The organism is Qipengyuania intermedia (genome assembly GCF_019711615.1).
In the GTDB taxonomy this organism is placed as follows: domain Bacteria; phylum Pseudomonadota; class Alphaproteobacteria; order Sphingomonadales; family Sphingomonadaceae; genus Qipengyuania; species Qipengyuania intermedia.
In genome coordinates this window covers 243244-262382 of sequence record NZ_JAIGNS010000003.1, presented here as the reverse complement: position 1 = coordinate 262382, position 19139 = coordinate 243244, and the positions used below count along the sequence as shown (strand labels likewise).

General features: G+C 62.0%; 21 protein-coding genes and 1 tRNA gene. 19 read left to right on the top strand and 3 right to left on the bottom strand.

All coding sequences use genetic code 11. The features are described from left to right. Window positions 1-98: 98 nt before the first annotated feature. Complete coding sequence (locus K3179_RS13090; RefSeq protein ID WP_221566175.1) at window positions 99-608, top strand: Mpo1 family 2-hydroxy fatty acid dioxygenase; 510 nt, start codon at window positions 99-101, stop codon at window positions 606-608. Here K3179_RS13090 and K3179_RS13085 read toward each other — a convergent pair. Genes K3179_RS13085 through aroA form a run of 3 tightly spaced genes read right to left on the bottom strand, consistent with a single transcriptional unit; the run spans window position 598 to window position 2782 of the window. Continuing rightward, the gene (locus K3179_RS13085) at window positions 598-1221 is read right to left on the bottom strand and encodes a (d)CMP kinase (protein ID WP_221566172.1); all 624 of its coding nucleotides are present in this window, start codon (window positions 1219-1221) and stop codon (window positions 598-600) included. The genes K3179_RS13090 and K3179_RS13085 overlap by 11 nt on opposite strands. Further along, on the bottom strand, window positions 1218-1475 hold the full coding sequence (locus tag K3179_RS13080) for a CBU_0592 family membrane protein (RefSeq protein WP_221566169.1): 258 nt from the start codon (window positions 1473-1475) through the stop codon (window positions 1218-1220). The genes K3179_RS13085 and K3179_RS13080 overlap by 4 nt, the downstream gene beginning before the upstream one ends. Then, the gene (gene aroA / locus K3179_RS13075) at window positions 1472-2782 is read right to left on the bottom strand and encodes a 3-phosphoshikimate 1-carboxyvinyltransferase (protein WP_247713049.1); all 1311 of its coding nucleotides are present in this window, start codon (window positions 2780-2782) and stop codon (window positions 1472-1474) included. The genes K3179_RS13080 and aroA overlap by 4 nt, the downstream gene beginning before the upstream one ends. Before the next feature lie 171 nt (window positions 2783-2953). Here aroA and K3179_RS13070 point away from each other — a divergent pair, with 171 nt between their 5' ends. The 18 genes from K3179_RS13070 to rimK all read left to right on the top strand — a co-directional run bounded on the left by K3179_RS13070 (window position 2954) and on the right by rimK (window position 19127). Then, on the top strand, window positions 2954-3295 hold the full coding sequence (locus K3179_RS13070) for a TIGR02300 family protein (RefSeq protein ID WP_221566165.1): 342 nt from the start codon (window positions 2954-2956) through the stop codon (window positions 3293-3295). Between the two features lie 91 nt (window positions 3296-3386). Next, a tRNA-Ala gene (locus tag K3179_RS13065) sits at window positions 3387-3462 on the top strand. A 176-nt stretch (window positions 3463-3638) separates the two neighbouring features. Beyond that, window positions 3639-5132, top strand: coding sequence for a signal recognition particle protein (gene ffh, locus K3179_RS13060; RefSeq protein ID WP_221566162.1), 1494 nt, complete (start codon window positions 3639-3641; stop codon window positions 5130-5132). A gap of 39 nt (window positions 5133-5171) precedes the next feature. Further along, window positions 5172-5672, top strand: a complete 501-nt coding sequence (rpsP, locus tag K3179_RS13055) for a 30S ribosomal protein S16 (RefSeq protein WP_221566159.1) — start codon at window positions 5172-5174, stop codon at window positions 5670-5672. Window positions 5673-5681: 9 nt separating this feature from the next. After that, on the top strand, window positions 5682-6170 hold the full coding sequence (gene rimM / locus K3179_RS13050; RefSeq protein WP_221566156.1) for a ribosome maturation factor RimM: 489 nt from the start codon (window positions 5682-5684) through the stop codon (window positions 6168-6170). A gap of 106 nt (window positions 6171-6276) precedes the next feature. Further along, entirely contained in the window at window positions 6277-6576 is a 300-nt protein-coding gene (locus K3179_RS13045; protein WP_221566152.1) for a hypothetical protein, read from the top strand. Between the two features lie 65 nt (window positions 6577-6641). Next, window positions 6642-7607, top strand: coding sequence for a carbon-nitrogen hydrolase family protein (locus K3179_RS13040; protein ID WP_221566149.1), 966 nt, complete (start codon window positions 6642-6644; stop codon window positions 7605-7607). Window positions 7608-7932: 325 nt separating this feature from the next. Beyond that, on the top strand, window positions 7933-8658 hold the full coding sequence (trmD, locus tag K3179_RS13035; protein ID WP_221566146.1) for a tRNA (guanosine(37)-N1)-methyltransferase TrmD: 726 nt from the start codon (window positions 7933-7935) through the stop codon (window positions 8656-8658). 12 nt (window positions 8659-8670) lie between these two features. Then, window positions 8671-9039 (top strand): 50S ribosomal protein L19, encoded by a 369-nt coding sequence (gene rplS / locus K3179_RS13030; protein WP_247713048.1) that lies wholly within the window; start codon window positions 8671-8673, stop codon window positions 9037-9039. A 370-nt stretch (window positions 9040-9409) separates the two neighbouring features. Next, complete coding sequence (locus K3179_RS13025; RefSeq protein WP_425594766.1) at window positions 9410-11656, top strand: S9 family peptidase; 2247 nt, start codon at window positions 9410-9412, stop codon at window positions 11654-11656. Between the two features lie 95 nt (window positions 11657-11751). Continuing rightward, the gene (locus K3179_RS13020) at window positions 11752-12777 is read left to right on the top strand and encodes an aspartate-semialdehyde dehydrogenase (RefSeq protein ID WP_221566143.1); all 1026 of its coding nucleotides are present in this window, start codon (window positions 11752-11754) and stop codon (window positions 12775-12777) included. After that, a complete protein-coding gene (locus tag K3179_RS13015; RefSeq protein ID WP_221566140.1) occupies window positions 12774-13328 on the top strand; it encodes a hypothetical protein in 555 nt (184 codons plus the stop codon). The genes K3179_RS13020 and K3179_RS13015 overlap by 4 nt, the downstream gene beginning before the upstream one ends. Window positions 13329-13353: 25 nt before the next feature. After that, the gene (locus tag K3179_RS13010; RefSeq protein WP_221566138.1) at window positions 13354-14001 is read left to right on the top strand and encodes a 2-hydroxychromene-2-carboxylate isomerase; all 648 of its coding nucleotides are present in this window, start codon (window positions 13354-13356) and stop codon (window positions 13999-14001) included. Then, complete coding sequence (locus K3179_RS13005) at window positions 13998-14750, top strand: alpha/beta fold hydrolase (RefSeq protein ID WP_221566135.1); 753 nt, start codon at window positions 13998-14000, stop codon at window positions 14748-14750. The genes K3179_RS13010 and K3179_RS13005 overlap by 4 nt, the downstream gene beginning before the upstream one ends. A gap of 168 nt (window positions 14751-14918) precedes the next feature. Continuing rightward, window positions 14919-16763 (top strand): M2 family metallopeptidase, encoded by a 1845-nt coding sequence (locus tag K3179_RS13000; protein ID WP_221566133.1) that lies wholly within the window; start codon window positions 14919-14921, stop codon window positions 16761-16763. Between the two features lie 2 nt (window positions 16764-16765). Then, window positions 16766-17767, top strand: coding sequence for a YncE family protein (locus tag K3179_RS12995; protein ID WP_345722999.1), 1002 nt, complete (start codon window positions 16766-16768; stop codon window positions 17765-17767). After that, window positions 17764-18225, top strand: coding sequence for an ATP-dependent zinc protease family protein (locus K3179_RS12990; RefSeq protein ID WP_221566130.1), 462 nt, complete (start codon window positions 17764-17766; stop codon window positions 18223-18225). Before K3179_RS12995 ends, K3179_RS12990 begins: the two co-directional genes overlap by 4 nt. Further along, window positions 18222-19127, top strand: a complete 906-nt coding sequence (gene rimK, locus K3179_RS12985) for a 30S ribosomal protein S6--L-glutamate ligase (RefSeq protein WP_221566127.1) — start codon at window positions 18222-18224, stop codon at window positions 19125-19127. Before K3179_RS12990 ends, rimK begins: the two co-directional genes overlap by 4 nt. The last annotated feature ends 12 nt before the right edge of the window (window positions 19128-19139 follow it).

Here is a 19139-nt window from a genome sequence, read left to right as displayed (position 1 = left end):
CGGGCGCGCGACTAGTCCAAAGCGGGCTGGAAAGCAAGGAAATACGGCCTTCTCGCGGCGTCTTTGCGCTGGCCGGTCGAGGTGATACGAAACACGCCATGACCGCTCTCGTCCAATCGCTCGCCAGCTACCGCGAATTCCATCGCGACCATCGCAATGTCTTCACGCACGCGCTTGGCATCCCGATGATCGTGCTGTCGGTGGAAGTCCTGCTCTCCCGGCCCGTCTGGGACGTGTCCGGCATGGTGCTGACGCCGGCGATTGTCGCGAATATTCTCGCGGCGCTGTGGTACCTCCGGCTCGACCTCAAATTCGGCGCACTGATGAGCGTGCTTCTCGCGGTATTCGCCATCGCAGGGCATCACATCGCGCAGGTATCCGACCTTACCTGGCTTGGCGGCGGGGTCGGCCTGTTCGTGATTGGATGGCTGTTCCAGTTCGTCGGCCACCATTACGAAGGCCGCAAACCCGCCTTCGTTGATGACATCCGTAGCCTGCTTGTCGGGCCGCTCTTCATGGTTGCGGAAGGGCTTTTCGCGCTCGGCCTGTGCCAGGAGTTGCGACGCAAGGTAGAGCAAGGCCCGGCGCAGGCGCCGCTCAGGAGCTGATTGCTTCTTCGACCGCCGCGATTGCCGCTGCGATAGCCTCGTCGCGGTCGAGTGAGCTGGTATCGATCACCATGGCGTCTTCAGCCGGGACGAGCGGAGCGACGTCACGGTTGCGATCGCGTTCGTCGCGGCGGCGCAAATCGTCCTGTATCTCCAGCAGCGTGACGCCTGCACCCCGGTCGCGCATTTCCAGGAAGCGGCGCCGGGCACGCGCTTCCACGCTGGCCGTGACGAACAATTTCGCGTCTGCCTCGGGAGCGATCACCGTGCCGATGTCCCGCCCGTCGAGCACCGCGCCGCCATCGCGGGTGGCGAAAGCGCGCTGCCGCTCGAACAGCGCTTCGCGGACGGCAGGATGGATAGAGACGCGGCTTGCGAGACCGCCGGTCGCTTCATCGCGCAGGTGCGGATCGCCCAAGAGGCTGTCGGGAAAGTTGGTTGCTGCCAGAGCGTCCGCGCCGTTTTCGGGATCGCCTCCGTCCAGGAAAACCTGTCGGCCGACTGCGCGATAAAGCAGGCCCGTATCGAGATGGGGCAGGCCGAAATGTTCGGCGAGGGCCTTGGCAATCGTGCCTTTGCCCGAGGCAGTCGGTCCGTCGACGGCGATGATCATGCCTTCGTCCTGCGCGTCTTGAGCGCTTTCGCCAAGCCCCAGATGGCGATCGCTGCCCAGAAACCTTCGAGCACCAGGCTCGGCCAGTTCGTGTGCACCACCAGCGAAACGGTCAGCAGGGCGGCGCCGGTCAGGTTGGTGCCATGCAGGATGAACGGGTTCGGCTCTTCCTTGTAGGTCAGGTAGGCGTAGGCACCGATAATGCAGGCCGTGCCGACGAAGCCGACCATGGATGCCCAGTCGAGATTGATCATGCCGATGCCTCGTCGATCAGCGCGGTGAAGTTGGGGAAGCTGGTCGCGATGGGTTCGGTGCTGTCGATCTCGATGCCGGTTTCGCTGGCGAGGCCCGCGACCGCCATGCTCATCGCGATGCGGTGGTCGAGATGGGTGGTGACCGTGCCGCCACCGAGAAGTGGCTCGCCGCCCGTACCGGTGATCAGCAATCCGTCTTCGCGCTCTTCCGCTTTAGCCCCGGCGAGTTTGAGCGCGGCTGCCATGGCGGACAGCCGGTCGCTTTCCTTGACGCGCAGTTCTTCGAGCCCGCTGGTAATCGTGGCCCCTTTCGCCATGGCGGCCGCTACGAAGAGCGCCGGGAATTCATCGATCATGCTCGGAGCGATATCGGGATCGACCTCGATGCCGGTGAGAGGGGCATGGCGCACCCGCAGATCGGCTACCGGCTCGCCGCCGACCTCGCGCGGGTCGAGATAGTCGATGTCGGCACCCATCTGTTTCAGCACGCGGAAGATACCGTCGCGCGTCGGGTTGAGGCCGACATTCTCGATCACGAGATCGCTTCCCGGCACGATGCTTGCCGCCACGGCGAAGAAGGCTGCCGAAGAAGGGTCGCCCGGCACTTCTATATCGCAGGGGGACATATCGACCGGTCCGGTGACGGAGATGTGTTTTTCGCCGTCGATCTCCTCGACCCTGACTTCGACACCGAAGGCACGCAGCATGCGTTCCGTATGGTCGCGGGTGGGGACGGGCTCGATCACTGTCGTCGTGCCAGGCGTATTGAGGCCTGCCAGCAGCACGGCACTCTTCACCTGCGCACTGGCGACCGGAAGGCGGTATGTCATCGGGACGGCTGGCTGCATGCCCTCCATCATCAGCGGCAGCGTGCCACCGGGGGAAGGGGTGAAGCTCGCGCCCATGTCCGACAGCGGATCGATCACGCGGCCCATCGGGCGCTTGGAAAGGCTTGCATCGCCGGTGAAGGCCGCTGTTATACCGTGGCTGGCGACGAGACCCATGAGGAGGCGCGTCGAGGTGCCCGAATTGCCCATGTCCAGTGCGCCTTCGGGTTGCAGCAGCGTCCCGACGCCGACGCCTTGGACGGTGTAGGTTCCATCGTCGGTCTTGCTAATTTTTGCGCCCATCTGCTCGAGCGCTCGGCCAGTCGCCAGAACGTCCTCGCCTTCCAGCAGGCCGCGGATGGTGGTTGTCCCCACCGCCAGGGCCCCGAACATGAGCGAGCGGTGGCTGATCGATTTGTCTCCCGGCACGCGAATGCGTCCGGTCAGCGGGCCACGGGGAGTAAAGCTATGGGCGGTCAAGCGGGCTTCCGGCTGGAATTGCAAGGATGGAGCGCGGGTCTTTGACAGTGGCAATGGCTTCTGGCAAGGCGCGCGCGCAGTTGATTCCTGCGCAGCGGGATCCCATCAATACAATTACGAATTCACGGCGACCCGGCCCGATGCCGGGGCGGCAAACATCAAGGATTACACATGGTCAAACCTGAATGGGGCACCAAGCGCACTTGCCCGAATTGCGGTACCCGCTTCTACGATCTGAACAAGGAAGATCCGGTCACCTGCATCGAATGCGGTGAAGAATGGACCCCGGAACCCGTTCTCAAGTCCAAGCAGCCGATCCTCGCCGAGGAAGAGAAGAAGGACAAGAAGGGCGAAGCCGACAGCGATCTGGGCGGCGACGACGATGACGATCTCGATATCGACATCGACGAAGACGAAGATTCGCCCGATAATGAGGTGGATCTGGGCGGCGACGACGACCTCGGCGTCGAGACCAAGTCCAAGGGCGACGACGACGACGCCGACGAGAGCTAATTTTGCTGTTGCATTGCGGGAAGGCTGCTTATATTGGGCGCCTCCCGCAAGGGTGACGCACCTCCCAGGATGCGTCGTTCGAAAATGGCTCGGGGCCTTAGCTCAGCTGGGAGAGCGCTACAATGGCATTGTAGAGGTCAGCGGTTCGATCCCGCTAGGCTCCACCATTTTCCCGGATTTGATGGTAGCAGGCCGTGGCGACGGCTGCGGCTTGCTTCCACCACACCCGGGCACACGTTTGGGTTTCATAGGGGTTTGACCCCACGCTGGCCGACGAGTTTTCGTCCGCCGGCGTTTTTCGCGTTTATCCGGTGCCCAGGCGTCGGGAAGGAGTAGAACGGCCATGTTCGACAATTTGTCCGACCGGCTCGGCAATGTCTTCGACAAGCTCAAGGGCCGCGGTGCGCTGTCCGAAAGCGATGTGCGCGAAGCCATGCGCGAAGTTCGCATCGCGCTGCTCGAAGCCGATGTCGCTCTCCCGGTCGTCCGCCGTTTCATCGATGCCGTCACCGAAAAGGCGATCGGCTCGGAAGTCCTGAAATCCGTCACTCCCGGCCAGCAGGTCGTCAAGATTGTCGACGAAGAGCTGGTCGATATGCTCGGCGGCACCGAGGTGGAGGGGCTCAACCTCAACGCCAAGCCCCCGGTCGTCATCATGATGGTCGGCCTGCAGGGTTCGGGTAAGACGACCACGACGGCCAAGCTCGGCAAGCTGCTGCGCGAAAAGCACGGCAAGAAGGCCATGATGGCCTCGCTCGACGTCAACCGTCCGGCGGCGCAGGAACAGCTCAAGGTGCTGGGCGAGCAGGTCGATGTCGCGACCCTGCCGATCGTGCCCGGCCAGCAGCCGGTCGATATTGCCCGCCGCGCCATGGAAAGCGCAAAGCTCCAGGCGGCAGACGTCCTGCTTCTCGATACCGCGGGCCGCCTCCACGTCGACGAAGCGCTGATGGCGGAAATGAAGGCGATCAACGCAGTATCCGCCCCAACGGAAGTGCTGCTGGTGGTCGACAGCCTGACCGGCCAGGACGCGGTCAACGTCGCGCAGAGCTTTACCGGCGAAGTGCCGCTGACCGGCGTGGTGCTGACCCGCATGGACGGCGATGCACGCGGCGGTGCGGCGCTTTCGATGCGCTATGTCACCGGCAAGCCGATCAAGTTTGCAGGGACTGGCGAAAAGCTCGACGCGATCGAGGCCTTCGATCCCAAGCGCGTGGCCGGCCGCATCCTCGGCATGGGCGATGTCGTCAGCCTCGTCGAAAAGGCTGCGACCGCGATCAAGGAAGAAGAGGCCGAAGCGCTCGCCAAGAAGATGGCGAAGGGCGAATTCGACCTCGACGATCTTCGCATGCAGTTGAAGCAGATGCAGAACATGGGCGGCCTTGGCGCGCTTGCAGGCATGATGCCGGGCATGAAGAAGGCCAAGCAGGCGATGCAGGCCAGCGGCATGGACGACAAGGTCCTCGTCCACATGGACGCGATCATTTCGTCCATGACCCCGAAGGAGCGCAAGCATCCCAAGCTGCTCAACGCCAAACGCAAGAAGCGCGTGGCAGCGGGTTCGGGCACGCAGGTCCAGGAAGTGAACAAGGTGCTCAAGATGCACCAGGAAATGGCCAAGGCCATGAAGCAGATCAAGAAGATGGGCGGGTTGAAGGGTCTCGGCGCCCTGTTCGGCAAGGGCGGCCTCGGTGCCGCCATGCCGGGCCTCGGCGGCCCCGGCGGGCCCGGTCCCATGGGCGGACTGCCCGGACTGGGTTCGGGCGGCGACAAGGGGCCGAGTGTCGATCCCGACACGCTCCCCGCCGATCTGCGTGACATGTTGAACAAGAAATAAACGAAATTACCGATATTTACATTCGAAAGGTGAAGTAAAATGGCAGTTGCAATTCGTCTGTCGCGCGGTGGCGCGAAGAAGCGTCCCTACTACCGCATCGTCGTGTCGGACTCGCGCAGCCCGCGTGACGGCAAGTACCTGGAGCAGATCGGCACCTACAACCCGATGCTGCCGAAGGATTCGGGCGAGCGCGTGAAGCTCGACGAAGACCGCGCACGTCACTGGCTGAACGTTGGCGCCAAGCCGAGCGATCGCGTGCTGCGTTTCCTCGACGCAGCCGGCATCCTCGAGCGTGCGCCGCGCAACAACCCCAAGAAGGGTGAGCCGGGCGAAGCCGCCAAGGAACGCGCTGAAGAAAAGGCTGCGAAGGCTGCCGAAGCCGAAGAAGCTGCCAAGGCGGCTGAAGAAGAAGCCCAGAACGCTGAAGCTGCTGAAGCCGAAGCTCCGGCTGAAGAAGCTGCTGCTGAAGAAGCTCCGGCCGAAGAAGCTGCTGGAGAAGAAGCTCCGGCTGAAGGCGCAGCCGAAGAAAAGGCCGAGTAAGCCTTTTCCATGCAGGACAACAAGCCCGCCACCCTTGCCGCCGTCACCGGTGCGCATGGCGTGGCGGGCGAAGTCCGTCTGAAGCTGTTCGGCGAGGGCGTCGATGCCCTGAAGGCCCACAAGAGCTTCAACGACGGTACGCTGACGCTTTCCAAGGTGCGCAGCGACAACAAGGGCGGCGCAATCGCGCGCTTTGCCGAGATCACCAGCCGCAACGATGCCGAGGCCCTGCGCGGCACGGTGCTGACGGTTCCGATCGATGCCCTCCCGCCGCTGGAGGAGGGAGAATTCTATTACTCCGACCTGCTCGACCTGCCGGTGGTTACCGATGCGGGCGAGGCCGTGGGCCGCGTGTGCGCGGTCGAGAACTTCGGCGCGACGGACATCATCGAGATCGAGAAGCCCGACGGCAAGAAGTTCATGGTCCCCCTGACGGAGCAGGCTGTGCCCGGCTGGGACAACGAAAAGCTGACGATCAGCGCGGACTTCGCGGAATAGCCGCTCGCAGATCACTGTATTACTTATGTAGAGCGCCTGTCGACCTGGCGGTTCGGCGCAGACACGGTCCTGACCTCGTTCGAAGGCCTATTCCGGGGTGACCGCCATGCTTGATTCCGTTCCCTTCCTTATAGCCTCCTATGCCGCCATGAGCGCGGGGATGAGCCTCGCCGTGCGCAAGGTTTCCCCGACTATGGGGCCCCGGTTGCGGCACCTTTTTGCGGGTGCGGCGCCGCTTGCGGTCCTCTTTGCGATCAGGCTCGAAGGCGGGCCGAGCACGACGCTGGACGGCATGGATCTGTTCGGCGCAGGCGGCCTGCTCGCCCTCGGGGTGGCCACCTCCAGCCTTGTCGGCAGGTTCCTCCCGACGCGCAAGGCAGGTGAAGGCCAGCTTCCAGCTCGCTGAATATCGCTGGAGCTGAAGGCCGCGCGGGATAGCCAAGCGGTTCCACCCGCGCTAACCGCGTCGGCATGACGACGCTCAAGGTAGCAATTGTCCAGGCCGCGCCGATCCCGCTCGCGATTGACGACGGGATCGAGAAGGCCGTGCGCCTTGCGCGTGCGGCGGTGGAAGGCGGAGCGCAGCTTGTAGCGTTCGGAGAGACCTTCCTCGGCGGCTATCCGCTTTGGCTGGACGAAGCGCCCGGCGCGGCGCTGTGGGATCATCCCGGCACCAAGGCGCTGCATCGCATCATGCTCGAACAGGCGGTGGTGGCGAATGACGAGCGGCTGCTGCCCTTGCAGGAACTGTGCGACGAGAGCGGCGCGGTCATCAGTATCGGCGCGCATGAGCGGGTGCGTTCAAGCCTCTACAACAACCAGATGACCTTGCGGCCCGGCCTGCCGGTGCTCGACCACCGCAAGCTGGTGCCCACGCATGGCGAGCGCCTCATCTGGATGCGTGGCGACGGTTCGACGCTCGGCGTGCACCAGGCGGAGTGGGGCAACATCGGCTCGCTTATCTGCTGGGAGCACTGGATGCCGCTCGCCCGCGCGGCGATGCACAACCTCGGTGAGAGCGTCCACGTCGCCTGCTGGCCCACTGTGCGCGAGGAATACGCGCTCGCCTCGCGGCACTATGCAATGGAAGGCCGCTGCTTCGTGCTGGCGGCGGGACTGGTTCAGGCGAAGGACGACCTTTTCGATGGGCTGGAGCGCGTTGGCGGCGACGCCGCGGCTAGGGAGTTGATCGATGCGATCGAGGCCGACGCGCTCAATCGCGGCGGTTCGATGATTATCGCGCCCGATGCGCGGATTGTGGCGCTGGCGGGCGAGGGCGAGGAGACGCTGTTTGCCGATCTCGATCTTGGTGAGATCGGGCAGGGATTGGCGAGCCTCGATACCGACGGGCACTATTCGCGGCCGGATATTTTCGAACTTAGCGTCGATACCCGGGCAAAGGGCGGTGTGAATTGGAACCGGGACAAAGATCTTTGACCTATTTGCTATCTCTAGTGGCTCTCTCGGTTTTCACATTTTTTTGCGTTTATGGGTCCGCTTCTTTCCTCCACTTCGAGCGAAACGTGAAGCGATTCATCTCCATTTGGATGATTCCGGTTTTGTCGGTGGGGCATGGTTTGCTTAGGCTGCTTTGGCCTGTCGAGCTTCCACCTAGCGACGCCGAGATGATTGCGAATTTGCAATTGACTGATCCTGGACCGGCATCCCTATACGAAAGTGTATTCCTGGGATTTCTTCCTGCCGTAGTTTACCTGATTGTATCCTTTCCGCTTGCCAGCTTGATCATGAGAAAGCGGCCTCAATGACCTTCGCGGCCACCATCCTGACCCTCTATCCCGAGATGTTTCCTGGGCCGTTGGGCGTGTCGCTGGCGGGCAGGGCGCTCGAGCGGGGGGACTGGTCGTGCGAGACCGTCCAGATCCGCGACTTTGCCAAGGACAAGCATCGCACGGTCGACGATACGCCGGCTGGCGGCGGGGCGGGCATGGTGCTCAAACCCGACGTGCTGGGGCCGGCCATCGAGAGCGTGGGCGAGGGCAGGCCGATCCTCGCCATGACCCCGCGGGGGAAGCCGATTAGCCAGGCGCGCATTCGCGAGATCGCGGCCGGACCCGGGGTTGCCATCCTTTGCGGGCGTTTCGAAGGCTTCGACGAGCGGATTTTCGACCATTACCCGCAGATCGAAGAAGTCAGCCTTGCCGATATCGTCCTGTCGGGCGGAGAGACCGCCGCGATCGCCATACTCGACGCTTGCATTCGCCTGCTTCCCGGAGTAATGGGCGCGCCCGATAGCGGAGTCGAAGAGAGCTACGAAAACGGCCTCATCGAATATCCGCAATATACCCGACCTCAGGAATGGGAAGGGCGCACGATCCCTGAAGTGCTGCGATCGGGGGATCATGCGAAAATCGCTGCTTGGCGCAAGGCAAGGAGCGAGGAAGACACACGGTTACGCAGGCCGGACCTTTGGGATCGCTATAGTGGCGATCGGGACCAGTCTGCCTCTGGCGCGCGGCGAAAAGACTAAGGAAACGGTTCGATGAACCTGATTCAGCAGCTCGAAGCAGAAGCTATCGAGAACCTCGGCAAGGACGTTCCGGAATTTCGCGCCGGTGACACTGTACGTGTCGGCGTGAAGGTTACGGAAGGCAACCGCGAGCGTATCCAGAATTTCGAAGGCGTTGTCATCGCCCGCTCCAACCGCGGCATGGGCAGCAACTTCACCGTCCGCAAGCTTTCGTTCGGCGAAGGCGTGGAACGCGTGTTCCCGCTCTACAGCCCGATCGTCGACAGCATCACCGTGGTCCGCCGCGGTATCGTGCGTCGCGCGAAGCTTTATTACCTGCGTGGCCGTACCGGTAAGCGCGCTCGTATCGCCGAGCGTCGCGACAACGCCCCCAAGGCGTAAGGCTCGCAACAGCGAATTCGAAGGGCGGTCCTGCGGGGCCGCCCTTTTTCGTTTGGCCAAAAAAGAAAGGGCGGTGCTCTTGAAAGCATCGCCTCCCATGTCACGAAAAAGAAAGGGCGGTGCTCCTGAAAGCACCGCCCTTGTCACGTGGGGATCATGATGAGCCTTGCGGCCCGTTCTGATGCCTCCGGAAGCCGTTGAGCCGGAAAGTGGCTCCCGATGACAGGGACCGTTCTGCAGGACAGGCGTTAAGGGGATTTAAGGAAGCGCGCTTAAGGCGAAATTAGGCATGAATTGCGCGCTTTTTTCCAAGGCTTGCTTTCCACCCCGCAGCTTGCGAGAGCATGGCACCGCAATCAGGGAGAGAAAATTGCGCGTTTTGACCTTTGCCACAGCCCTGGCGCTCGGCACTTGCCTTGCAGCGCCTGCGCTGGCCGACGATCACACCACTACAATACAGGCGGCCCCCATGGACCTGACCTTCGAACGCGTTTTTGCCTCTCCCTCGCTCGACGGCCCCGCGCCGCGCCAGGCGAAGCTTTCGCCGGACGGGCGCTACCTGACCTTGCTGCGCAACCGGGAAGACGATCGCGAGCGCTACGATCTGTGGGCCTATGACCGCGAGAAGGACGATTGGTCGATGCTGGTCGACAGCGAGAAGCTGTCTTCGGGCCGCGAATTGTCAGAGGACGAGAAAATGCAGCGCGAACGCGCGCGCGTCGGCAGCCTCAAGGGCATAATCGATTACCAGTGGACCAAGGAAGCCGATGCCGTGCTCGTGCCGCTCGACGGCGATCTCTACCTCGCCCGGATCGGCGGCGAAGTCGTGCAGCTTACCGATACGGAAGAAAGCGAACTCAACCCCTCGCTCAGCAGCACGGGCGCCTATGTCAGCTTCGTGCGCGACAGGCAGCTGTGGGTCGGCGACGTGGGCGCCGAGGCCAGCCCCGTCACGCCGAAGGAAGGTGAAGATATCCGCTGGGGCGAAGCGGAATTCGTCGCGCAGGAAGAAATGTCCCGGCTCACCGGCTACTGGTGGAGTCCCGACGATCGCCGGATCGCAGTCCAGCGCTTCGACGAAAGCGGCGTGGGTATCGTCACCCGTGCGGCCATCGGCGCCACCGGCACCAAGGTCTTCGACCAGCGCTATCCCGTTGCCGGCAGCGCCAATGCGATAGTCGACCTGTTCGTTATGGACCCGAATGGCCAGAACCGCGTGAAGGTGGATCTTGGCGATGATCCGGACATCTACCTCGCCCGCGTCGACTGGGCACCGGACGGATCGGAGCTTTATGTCCAGCGCCAGAACCGCGAACAGACGGTTCTCGATGTGCTCAAGGTCGATCCTGCCACCGGTGAGAGCGAGGTGCTCTTCACCGAAACCGCGGCGATGGAGGATTACTGGATCAACCTGTCGGACGACTACAAGTGGCTCGACGACGGCAGCCTGATCTGGTGGTCGGAACGCGATGGATATGGCCATCTTTATCGCTACGCCGAAGGAAACTGGCGACAGCTGACCAGCGGCGACTGGGTGGTGACGAAGCTGCTCGGCGTCGATGAGGCGCAGGGCCGCGTCTATTTCCAGGGCACGAAGGACGATGTGCTGGCGCAGCAGATTTACATGTTCGACCTTGCCGATCCGTCGGAGGTCACGCGCCTCACCGACCTGTCCTACGTCAATTCCGGCACGATGGATAACAAGGCGCAGACGCTGCTTGTGACGCGCTCGAACGATGACCGTCCGCCGCAAAGCTACCTCGCCGATGCGGAGGGAACGCGTCTCGCCTGGATCGAGCAGAACGAGCTCGACGCCGATCATCCCTATACGCCCTATCTGGCCAGCCACAGGCCCACGCAATACGGCGTCCTGCCGGCCGAGGATGGAACGCTGCTCTATTGGGAAATGGTCGCGCCCGACCTCGAGCCGGGCAAGAAATACCCGGTCTATTTCTACCACTATGGCGGTCCCGGCCCGCAGATTGTCACGAAGGGCTGGAATGGCGCGCTACGCCAGGCGATTGTCGACAAGGGCTACATCTGGTTCGCGCTCGACAATCGGGGCAGCGCCAATCGCGGGGTGAAGTTCGAACAACCAATATACCGCGCCATGGGCGGCGTCGAAGTGCGCGACCAGAAGGCGGGGGCGGAATTCCTCACCCAGTTCGATTTCGTCGATCAGGACAAGATCGCGATCGATGGCTGGTCCTATGGCGGCTACATGACCTTGAAGCAGCTCCAGGCCGATCCGGGCCTCTATGCTGCAGGCATCTCGGGCGCGCCGGTAACGCGGTGGGAGCTTTACGACACGCATTACACAGAGCGTTACATGGGCACCCCGCAGGATGACGCGGAGGCGTACGAGGCCGCATCCGCCATTCCGGACGCGACCAAGATTACCGATCCCATGCTGCTGATCCACGGGATGGCGGACGACAACGTCGTGTTCGAGAATGCGACCGAACTGATTTCGGCCCTGCAGGAAGGCAATGTGCCGTTCCAGATGATGCTCTACCCCGGCTACACCCACCGCGTGTCTGGCGAGCAGATTTCGCCGCATCGGTACAACACCGTGTTCCGATTCCTCGAGCATCACGGAGTAACTCCGCCGGAGTGATCGCGAGACGGTCTTTAGCGCCCGCAATCGAATGTGCGCTTGCGGGCGCGCCGGCAATCGCTATCTCGGCGGCAGATTGATTTTGGAGAAGTGATTTGGGCTATCGTGTTGCCGTAGTCGGCGCGACCGGAAATGTCGGACGCGAAATGATGATGGTGCTGGCCGAGCGGGGGTTTCCTTGCGACGAAGTGGCGGCCGTTGCCTCGAGCCGTTCGCATGGCACGGAGGTCGAATTCGGTGACACCGGCAAGATGCTCAAGTGCAAGAATATCGAGCATTTCGATTGGTCCGGCTGGGACATCGCCCTGTTCGCCGCCGGTAGCGGTCCTGCGAAGGAGTATGCGCCAAAAGCCGCGGCTGCGGGTTGCATCGTGATCGACAACAGCTCGCTTTACCGGATGGACCCCGATGTGCCGCTGATTGTGCCCGAGGTAAACCCGGAAGCGATCCACGATTATTCCAAGAAGAACATCATCGCGAACCCCAACTGCTCGACCGCGCAGTTGGTCGTCGCGCTGAAGCCTTTGCACGATGCAGCGACGATCAAGCGCGTCGTCGTTTCCACCTACCAGTCGGTTTCCGGCGCGGGCAAGGCGGGCATGGACGAGTTGTTCGAACAGAGCCGCAATATCTTCGTCGGGGACTCTGTCGAGCCGGTGAAGTTCACCAAGCAGATCGCATTTAACGTGATCCCGCATATCGATGTCTTCCTGGACGACGGATCGACCAAGGAAGAATGGAAGATGGTGGTCGAGACCAAGAAGATCCTCGACCCGAAGATCAAGCTGTCGGCGACCTGCGTGCGCGTGCCCGTCTTCGTCGGGCATTCCGAAGCGGTGAACATCGAATTCGAGAACGAGCTTTCGGCTGAACAGGCGCAGGACATCCTGCGCGAAGCACCGGGTTGTATGCTCGTCGATAAGCGCGAAGACGGCGGCTATACCACACCTGTCGAGGCAGCGGGCGACAGTGCAACATACATCAGCCGCGTTCGCGAAGATGCTACGGTCGAGAACGGCCTTGTTCTGTGGTGCGTATCCGACAACCTTCGCAAGGGTGCGGCACTCAACGCAGTGCAGATCGCTGAACTGCTCGGTCGCGAGGTCCTGAAGAAGGGATGATCAGAGCGAGTTTTCTTGCGGCGCTGCCGATCGTCATTAGCCTTGCGGCTTGCAGTGACGAGCCTGCCCCCGAACCCGCGGCAACGCAGGTGGTCGACCGGTTCGGGGACGCGCGCATTATTGTGAACGCCAACGGATTGGCCGCGGCAAGCAACAAGGGTGCTATGGTCATGCGGTTCGGCTCCCCTCGTGCGGAAGTCGACGCCATGGCTGAAAGCGCCTGGGGCGAGGCTGGCGAACAATCGCGGCAGGAAGAATGCGGTGCAGGCGCTATGGATTTCACCTCGTACGGCCCGCTTCAGATCGCCTACCAGGATGATCGCTTTGCGGGATGGTTCGTGCGTGAGGGCGACGGCGTCGTAACGTCGGATGGCATCCGCACAGGCGCGACACTTGAAGCGCTGAAATCAGAACGCCAGGTGCGCGAGATCGACAGCACCTTACCCGGCGAATTCGAATATACGACCGGTGATTTCGGCACGATCAGGGGCTTCGCAGAGGGCGGGACGATAACGGCCCTCCAGGCCGGATTGAGCTGCTTCTTCCGCTGAGGCGGCGTGTCTGTATAAGACAGGCATGACCCTTACCGCAGAGATCTACTTCAGCTTTCGTTCGCCCTACAGCTATCTTTCGGTCGGTCGCTACCGAGCGATGACCGAAGAGTACGATCTCAAGATCGCGCTAAGGCCGGTATATCCGCTCGCGATCCGGCAGCCCGATTTCTTCGAACGGAACCACCCGAACTGGCTCGGCTACACCATGCGGGACATGATCCGCGTGGCGCAATTCCACGACATTCCCTTTGGCGCGCCGAGGCCAGATCCCATCATCCAGGACATGGCGACGCGGCAGATCGCCGACGACCAGCCTTATATTCGCCGCGTGACGCGCATGGGGCAGGCCGCCGCCCGACGCGGTGCCGGGCTGGTTTTCGCAGCCGAAGCGGGGCGGATGATCTGGGGCGGACAGGAGAACTGGCACGAAGGCGGGCACCTCGACCGCGCGCTGGAAGCGGCCGGACTGGGTGTCGAGGAAATTATCGCCGAGGTGCAGGGCGATGCAGAGACGCTGGACGCCGAGATTGCCGCCAACCAGGAGGCTCTGGAAGCAGCCGGTCACTGGGGCGTGCCGACCCTGGTTTTCGATGAAGAGCCGTTTTTCGGACAAGACAGAATCGAGATGGTCAAATGGCGCATGGAGCAGAAGGGGCTCGAAAATAGGTGAGCGAATTTTTCCAAAGCTTCGACGGCACTCGGCTGGCTGTCCATCGCGTCGGTGAGGGCAGGCCGCTGGTCTTGCTTCATGGCCTGTTTTCCAGCGCGCAGATGAACTGGATCAAGTTCGGCCATGCGGAAGAGATTGCCGGGCGCGGGTATGAGGTGATCATGCTCGACTTCCGGGTCCATGGCGACAGCGAGGCGCCCGAAGAGCCGGAGAAGTATCCGCTCAACGTGCTCGTGCGGGACGTCGCAGCGCTGATCGACTATCTGGGTCTCGAAGAATACGACCTCGGCGGGTTCTCGCTCGGCGCGCGAACATCGCTCCACGGCGTCGCGCATTCGATCCTGTCACCCAAGCGGCTGATTGTTGGCGGCATGGGCACGGCAGGCCTGGGCGAATGGGGAAAGAGGAGCGCCTTCTTCAAGCGGGTCATCGATGAATTCGACACGATCGAGCGCGGCGATCCGGCGTATTTCTCGATGCAGTTCCTGAAGTCGCAAGGCGTCAACCGTACTGCTGCACGCCTCTTGCTCGACGCGATGCCCGATCTCGACCTCGCCTTGCTCGATAACATCACCATGCCGACACTCGTGGTATGCGGTGACGAGGATCGGGACAATGGCTCTGCAGAAGCGCTCGCAGAGCTGCTGCCGGATGCGGAGTATGTCGAAGTGCCGGGCACCCACATGGGCAGCGTTACCAAGCCCGACCTTGGCATGGCCATGGCCGACTGGCTCGAGCGGACGCAGTGAAATTATGTAATTCCTGAGCCTGCTGGTATTTGCATTCAGCCACTCGGGATCGCTACGCTGCTCCTCGTTCGTCGATTGCGACTGCGCCAGTCTTGATAAAGCCTACCGACAGGTGCAATCCGGTAGCACGTGAAACTACACGCCAGAATTACCCCCGAGAGGACATACATGAAACTCGCATCCGTCGCCCTTTCCGCGCTTGCCATTTCGCTCGCCACCCCGGCGCTCGCCGACGATCACTCAACCCACACCGAAATGACTTCCGCCTATCCGATGACGCCGCAGGGCGCTGCCGACTGGGTTGCGATGGTCGAGAAGGACATGTTCGATTTCTCGGTCGAATACGGAAGGGTCCTGTGGCTCAATTCCACTTACATCGTGCACGATAGCGACATGCTGGCGGCCAAATACGGCGCAGAAGCCACCGAAAAATCCGTCACCTATGCCAATGAGGCTGCGAAATATGCGCGGGTCGAAGGCCTCGATCCGGAGGTCGCTCGCAAGCTCGATATCCTGCGCAACGGCATCGTCATGCCGGCGCCTGTCCGCGACGGTGCGGCAACCGAGCTGAACGAGATCGCCACACGGCTCGGCTCTGCTTATGGCAAGGGCAAGGGCACGCTGAACGGTAAAGAGATCAACGGCTCCGATATCGAAGCCGAGATGGGCAACCTGGAACGCTCTCCCGAAGAACTCGCCGAAATGTGGACCAGCTGGCACGACAATGTCGGCGCGCCGATGCGCAGCGATTACCAGCGCATGATCGGTATCGCCAACGAGGGTTCGAAGGAGCTTGGCTTCAACGATCTGGGCGCGATGTGGCGTTCGAACTACGACATGGATCCCGACCAGTTCGCTGCCGAGACCGAGCGCATGTGGCAGGAAGTGAAGCCGCTCTACATGGCGCTGCACACCTACGTCCGCAGCAAGCTTAACGAGAAATATGGCGACGCTGTGCAGCCCGCGACCGGACCCATTCGCGCCGACCTCCTCGGCAACATGTGGGCGCAGGAATGGGGCAATATCTACCCGCTCGTCGCTCCCGAGGGCGCTGGCGATATCGGCTATGACCTGACCGAGCTCATCGAGGAAGACGGCATGGACGAGGTCAAGATGGTCCGCGTGGGCGAACAGTTCTTCTCCTCGCTCGGCTTCGAACCGCTTCCGGAAACCTTCTGGGAGCGCAGCCAGTTCACCAAGCCCCGTGACCGCGAAGTTGTCTGCCACGCCAGCGCCTGGGACGTCGACAATGTCGACGACCTGCGCATCAAGATGTGCATCAAGCGCAATGCGGACGACTTCAAGGTCATCCACCACGAGCTTGGTCACAACTACTACCAGCGCGCCTACAACCAGCAGGATTACCTGCACCTCAATGGCGCGAACGACGGCTTCCATGAAGCGATTGGCGACATGATCGCCTTGTCCATCACGCCCGAATACCTCGTGCAGATCGACATGCTCGACCGTGCAGACGTGCCGAGCGCCGACAAGGATATCGGCCTGCTGCTGCGCGAGGCGATGGACAAGGTGGCCTTCCTGCCGTTCGGCCTGATGGTCGACCGCTATCGCTGGGGCTTGTTCGACGGATCGATCCCCGCGGAAGGCCTTAACGCCGGCTGGAATGACCTGCGCCTCGAATACCAAGGCATCACGCCCCCGGTGGCGCGCGATGAGACGAAGTTCGACGCAGGTGCGAAATACCACATTCCGGGCAACGTGCCTTACACGCGCTATTTCCTCGCACGGATCCTGCAGTTCCAGTTCTACAAGGCCGCGTGCGACCAGGCAGGCTGGGAAGGGCCGCTTCACCGCTGCTCGTTCTACGGTAACGAAGAGGTCGGCAAGAACCTCAACGCCATGCTGGAAATGGGAGCTAGCAAGCCCTGGCCCGATGCTCTGGAAGCCTTCACCGGCGAGCGCCAGATGTCCGGTAAGGCAATGGTCGAGTATTTCGCTCCGCTGATGGCGTGGCTGGAAGAGCAGAACCAGGGCAAGCCGCAAGGATGGTAAGAGTGCGGATCGCGGCTCTCCTCCCCATCCTGCTCGCGTCGTGCGCGCCGATGGCGGAGGACGGGCCGCGCGCCGTATCGGACATTTCTGCAGATGGCGCGCTGTTCGTAGCGGGCAAGTTCGGCAACACGCTGGCCAAGATCGACCTTGCCAGCGGGGCCGAAGTTGGACGGGTGGACAGCTGCGCCAACCCGCACGAACTGGCCACGTCACCCGACGGCAAGTACGTGGCACTCGCGTGCTATGGCGGAACCAGTGTCGACATTTTTCGCACCAGCGACCTCGGCCGCGTGAAGTCGGTGGAGCTTGGTGAAAACGCCCGTCCGCACGGGATCGTGTGGCACCCGAACGGCGATCTTTACGCAACCGCCGAGGGGCGCCAGTCAGTCTTCTGGATCCGCTCTCCAATGGGCGAACACGAGACTTTCGAATATTCGACAGGGAAGGAAGGCAGCCACATGGTTGCCGTCTCGCCCGATGCGCGTCACGCTTGGACGACGGACCTCGGCTCGAAGACAGTCACGCTGGTCGATTTGAAGACTCGGCGCGCTCCGCTGTCCGTCGAAGTGGGTGAGGAGCCCGAAGGCATTGCACTGAGCCCCGATGGCGACACGCTCTGGGTCTCCGCGCGCGGCTCGAACAAGGCTTTCGCGCTCGATCCCATGTCCCTCGCGATCCTAAAGGAGATCGACACCGGGCGCTTCCCGCTGCGTATTGCTGTCCGTCCGCAAGGCGACTTTGCGGTTACCAGCGACCTTGCCGATGGCGCACTGTCGGTAATCGACACTGCCACCGGCAGAGTGGTGCGTACTATCGCCGTTTCCAGTCCCGAAGAAGCGGAGGAGCGTTTCCAGGTCACGATTCTGTGGTCGCCCGACGGGAAACGCATCTATGCCGCAGAGACCCGCTCGGACACGATTGCGGAAGTCGATTTCGCTAGCGGAAAGGTCATGCGCCGCCTACCGGGTGACGGAGGTGGAGACGGACTGGCGATCATCGAATGAGTGAAAACAAGGTATTGCCCGTGGTGGGGTGGCGCGAACTGGTTCACCTGCCCGAACTGGGTCTGCGGGGTATTCCCGCGAAGATCGATACCGGAGCGCGCACTTCGTCCTTGCACGGAGTGGTGCTCGACGAGTTCGAACGTGACGGCGAAAAATACGTCCGTTTCGCGGTCGATTTCGAAAGACCGCATGTGCGCCAGATATGCGAGGCAGTGCATGTCGACATTCGCGGTATCACCAGCTCCAATGGCGAGACGCAGTATCGTTACGTCATCAAGACACCGCTGAAGATCGGCGACATCAAGTTTCGCGCGGAGATCAGCCTGGCCGACAGGTCGGACATGAAATTCCCGATGCTGATCGGTCGTTCCTCCCTGCGTCGTAGATTTGTCGTAGATTCAGGATATTCCTGGCTCCAGACGCCCGAAATGAAGGTCAAGAAAGGCCACAAACCATGAAAATCGCCATGCTTGCGCGTAATCCCAATCTCTATTCGCACAAGCGTCTGAAGCAGGCGGCTGAAGAGCGCGGGCACGAACTCGATATCCTCAACACCACGCGCTGCACGGTCCATATCGCGAGCCATCGGCCTGAAGTGTATTACAACGGCGAGGCATGCACCGGCTACGATGCGGTCATCCCGCGGATCGGGGCCTCGATCACGAATTACGGGCTCGCGATCCTGCGCCAGTTCGAGATGCGAGGCTGCTGGCCGCTCAACGAAAGCGTCGCCATCGGCCGCAGTCGCGACAAGCTGCGCTCCATGCAAATTCTCGCCAAGCACGGCCTCGGCCTGCCGCTGACGGCCTATGCCAATGATCCAAAGCAAGCCGAGGAGATCATCAAGGCGGTGAAAGGCCCGCCCGTGGTCATCAAGCTTCTCGAAGGCACCCAGGGCATTGGTGTCGTACTTGCCGAGACCATGTCCTCGGCGAAGTCGGTTATCGAGGCCTTCCGCGGCGCCAATGTGAACATCCTCGTCCAGGAATTCATCAAGGAAGCAGGCGGGACCGACATTCGTGCGCTGGTGGTCGGCGGCAAGGTCGTCGCCGCGATGAAGCGAACCGGCGCAGCGGACGACTTCCGCAGCAACCTCCACCGTGGCGGCAGCGCAGAGCTGATCAAGATCACGCCGGCAGAACGCTCGACAGCGGTTAGCGCCGCCAAGCGCATGGGGCTGAATGTGTGCGGTGTCGACATGCTGCGCAGCAATCATGGGCCGGTCATCATGGAGGTGAACTCCTCGCCAGGCCTCGAAGGCATCGAGAATGCCACCGGCAAGGACATCGCCGGGATGATCATCGATTACATGGCGGCCAACGCAAAGGTCGGGAAAACGAAAACGAAGGGTAAGGGTTAGCGCTAAACTAGC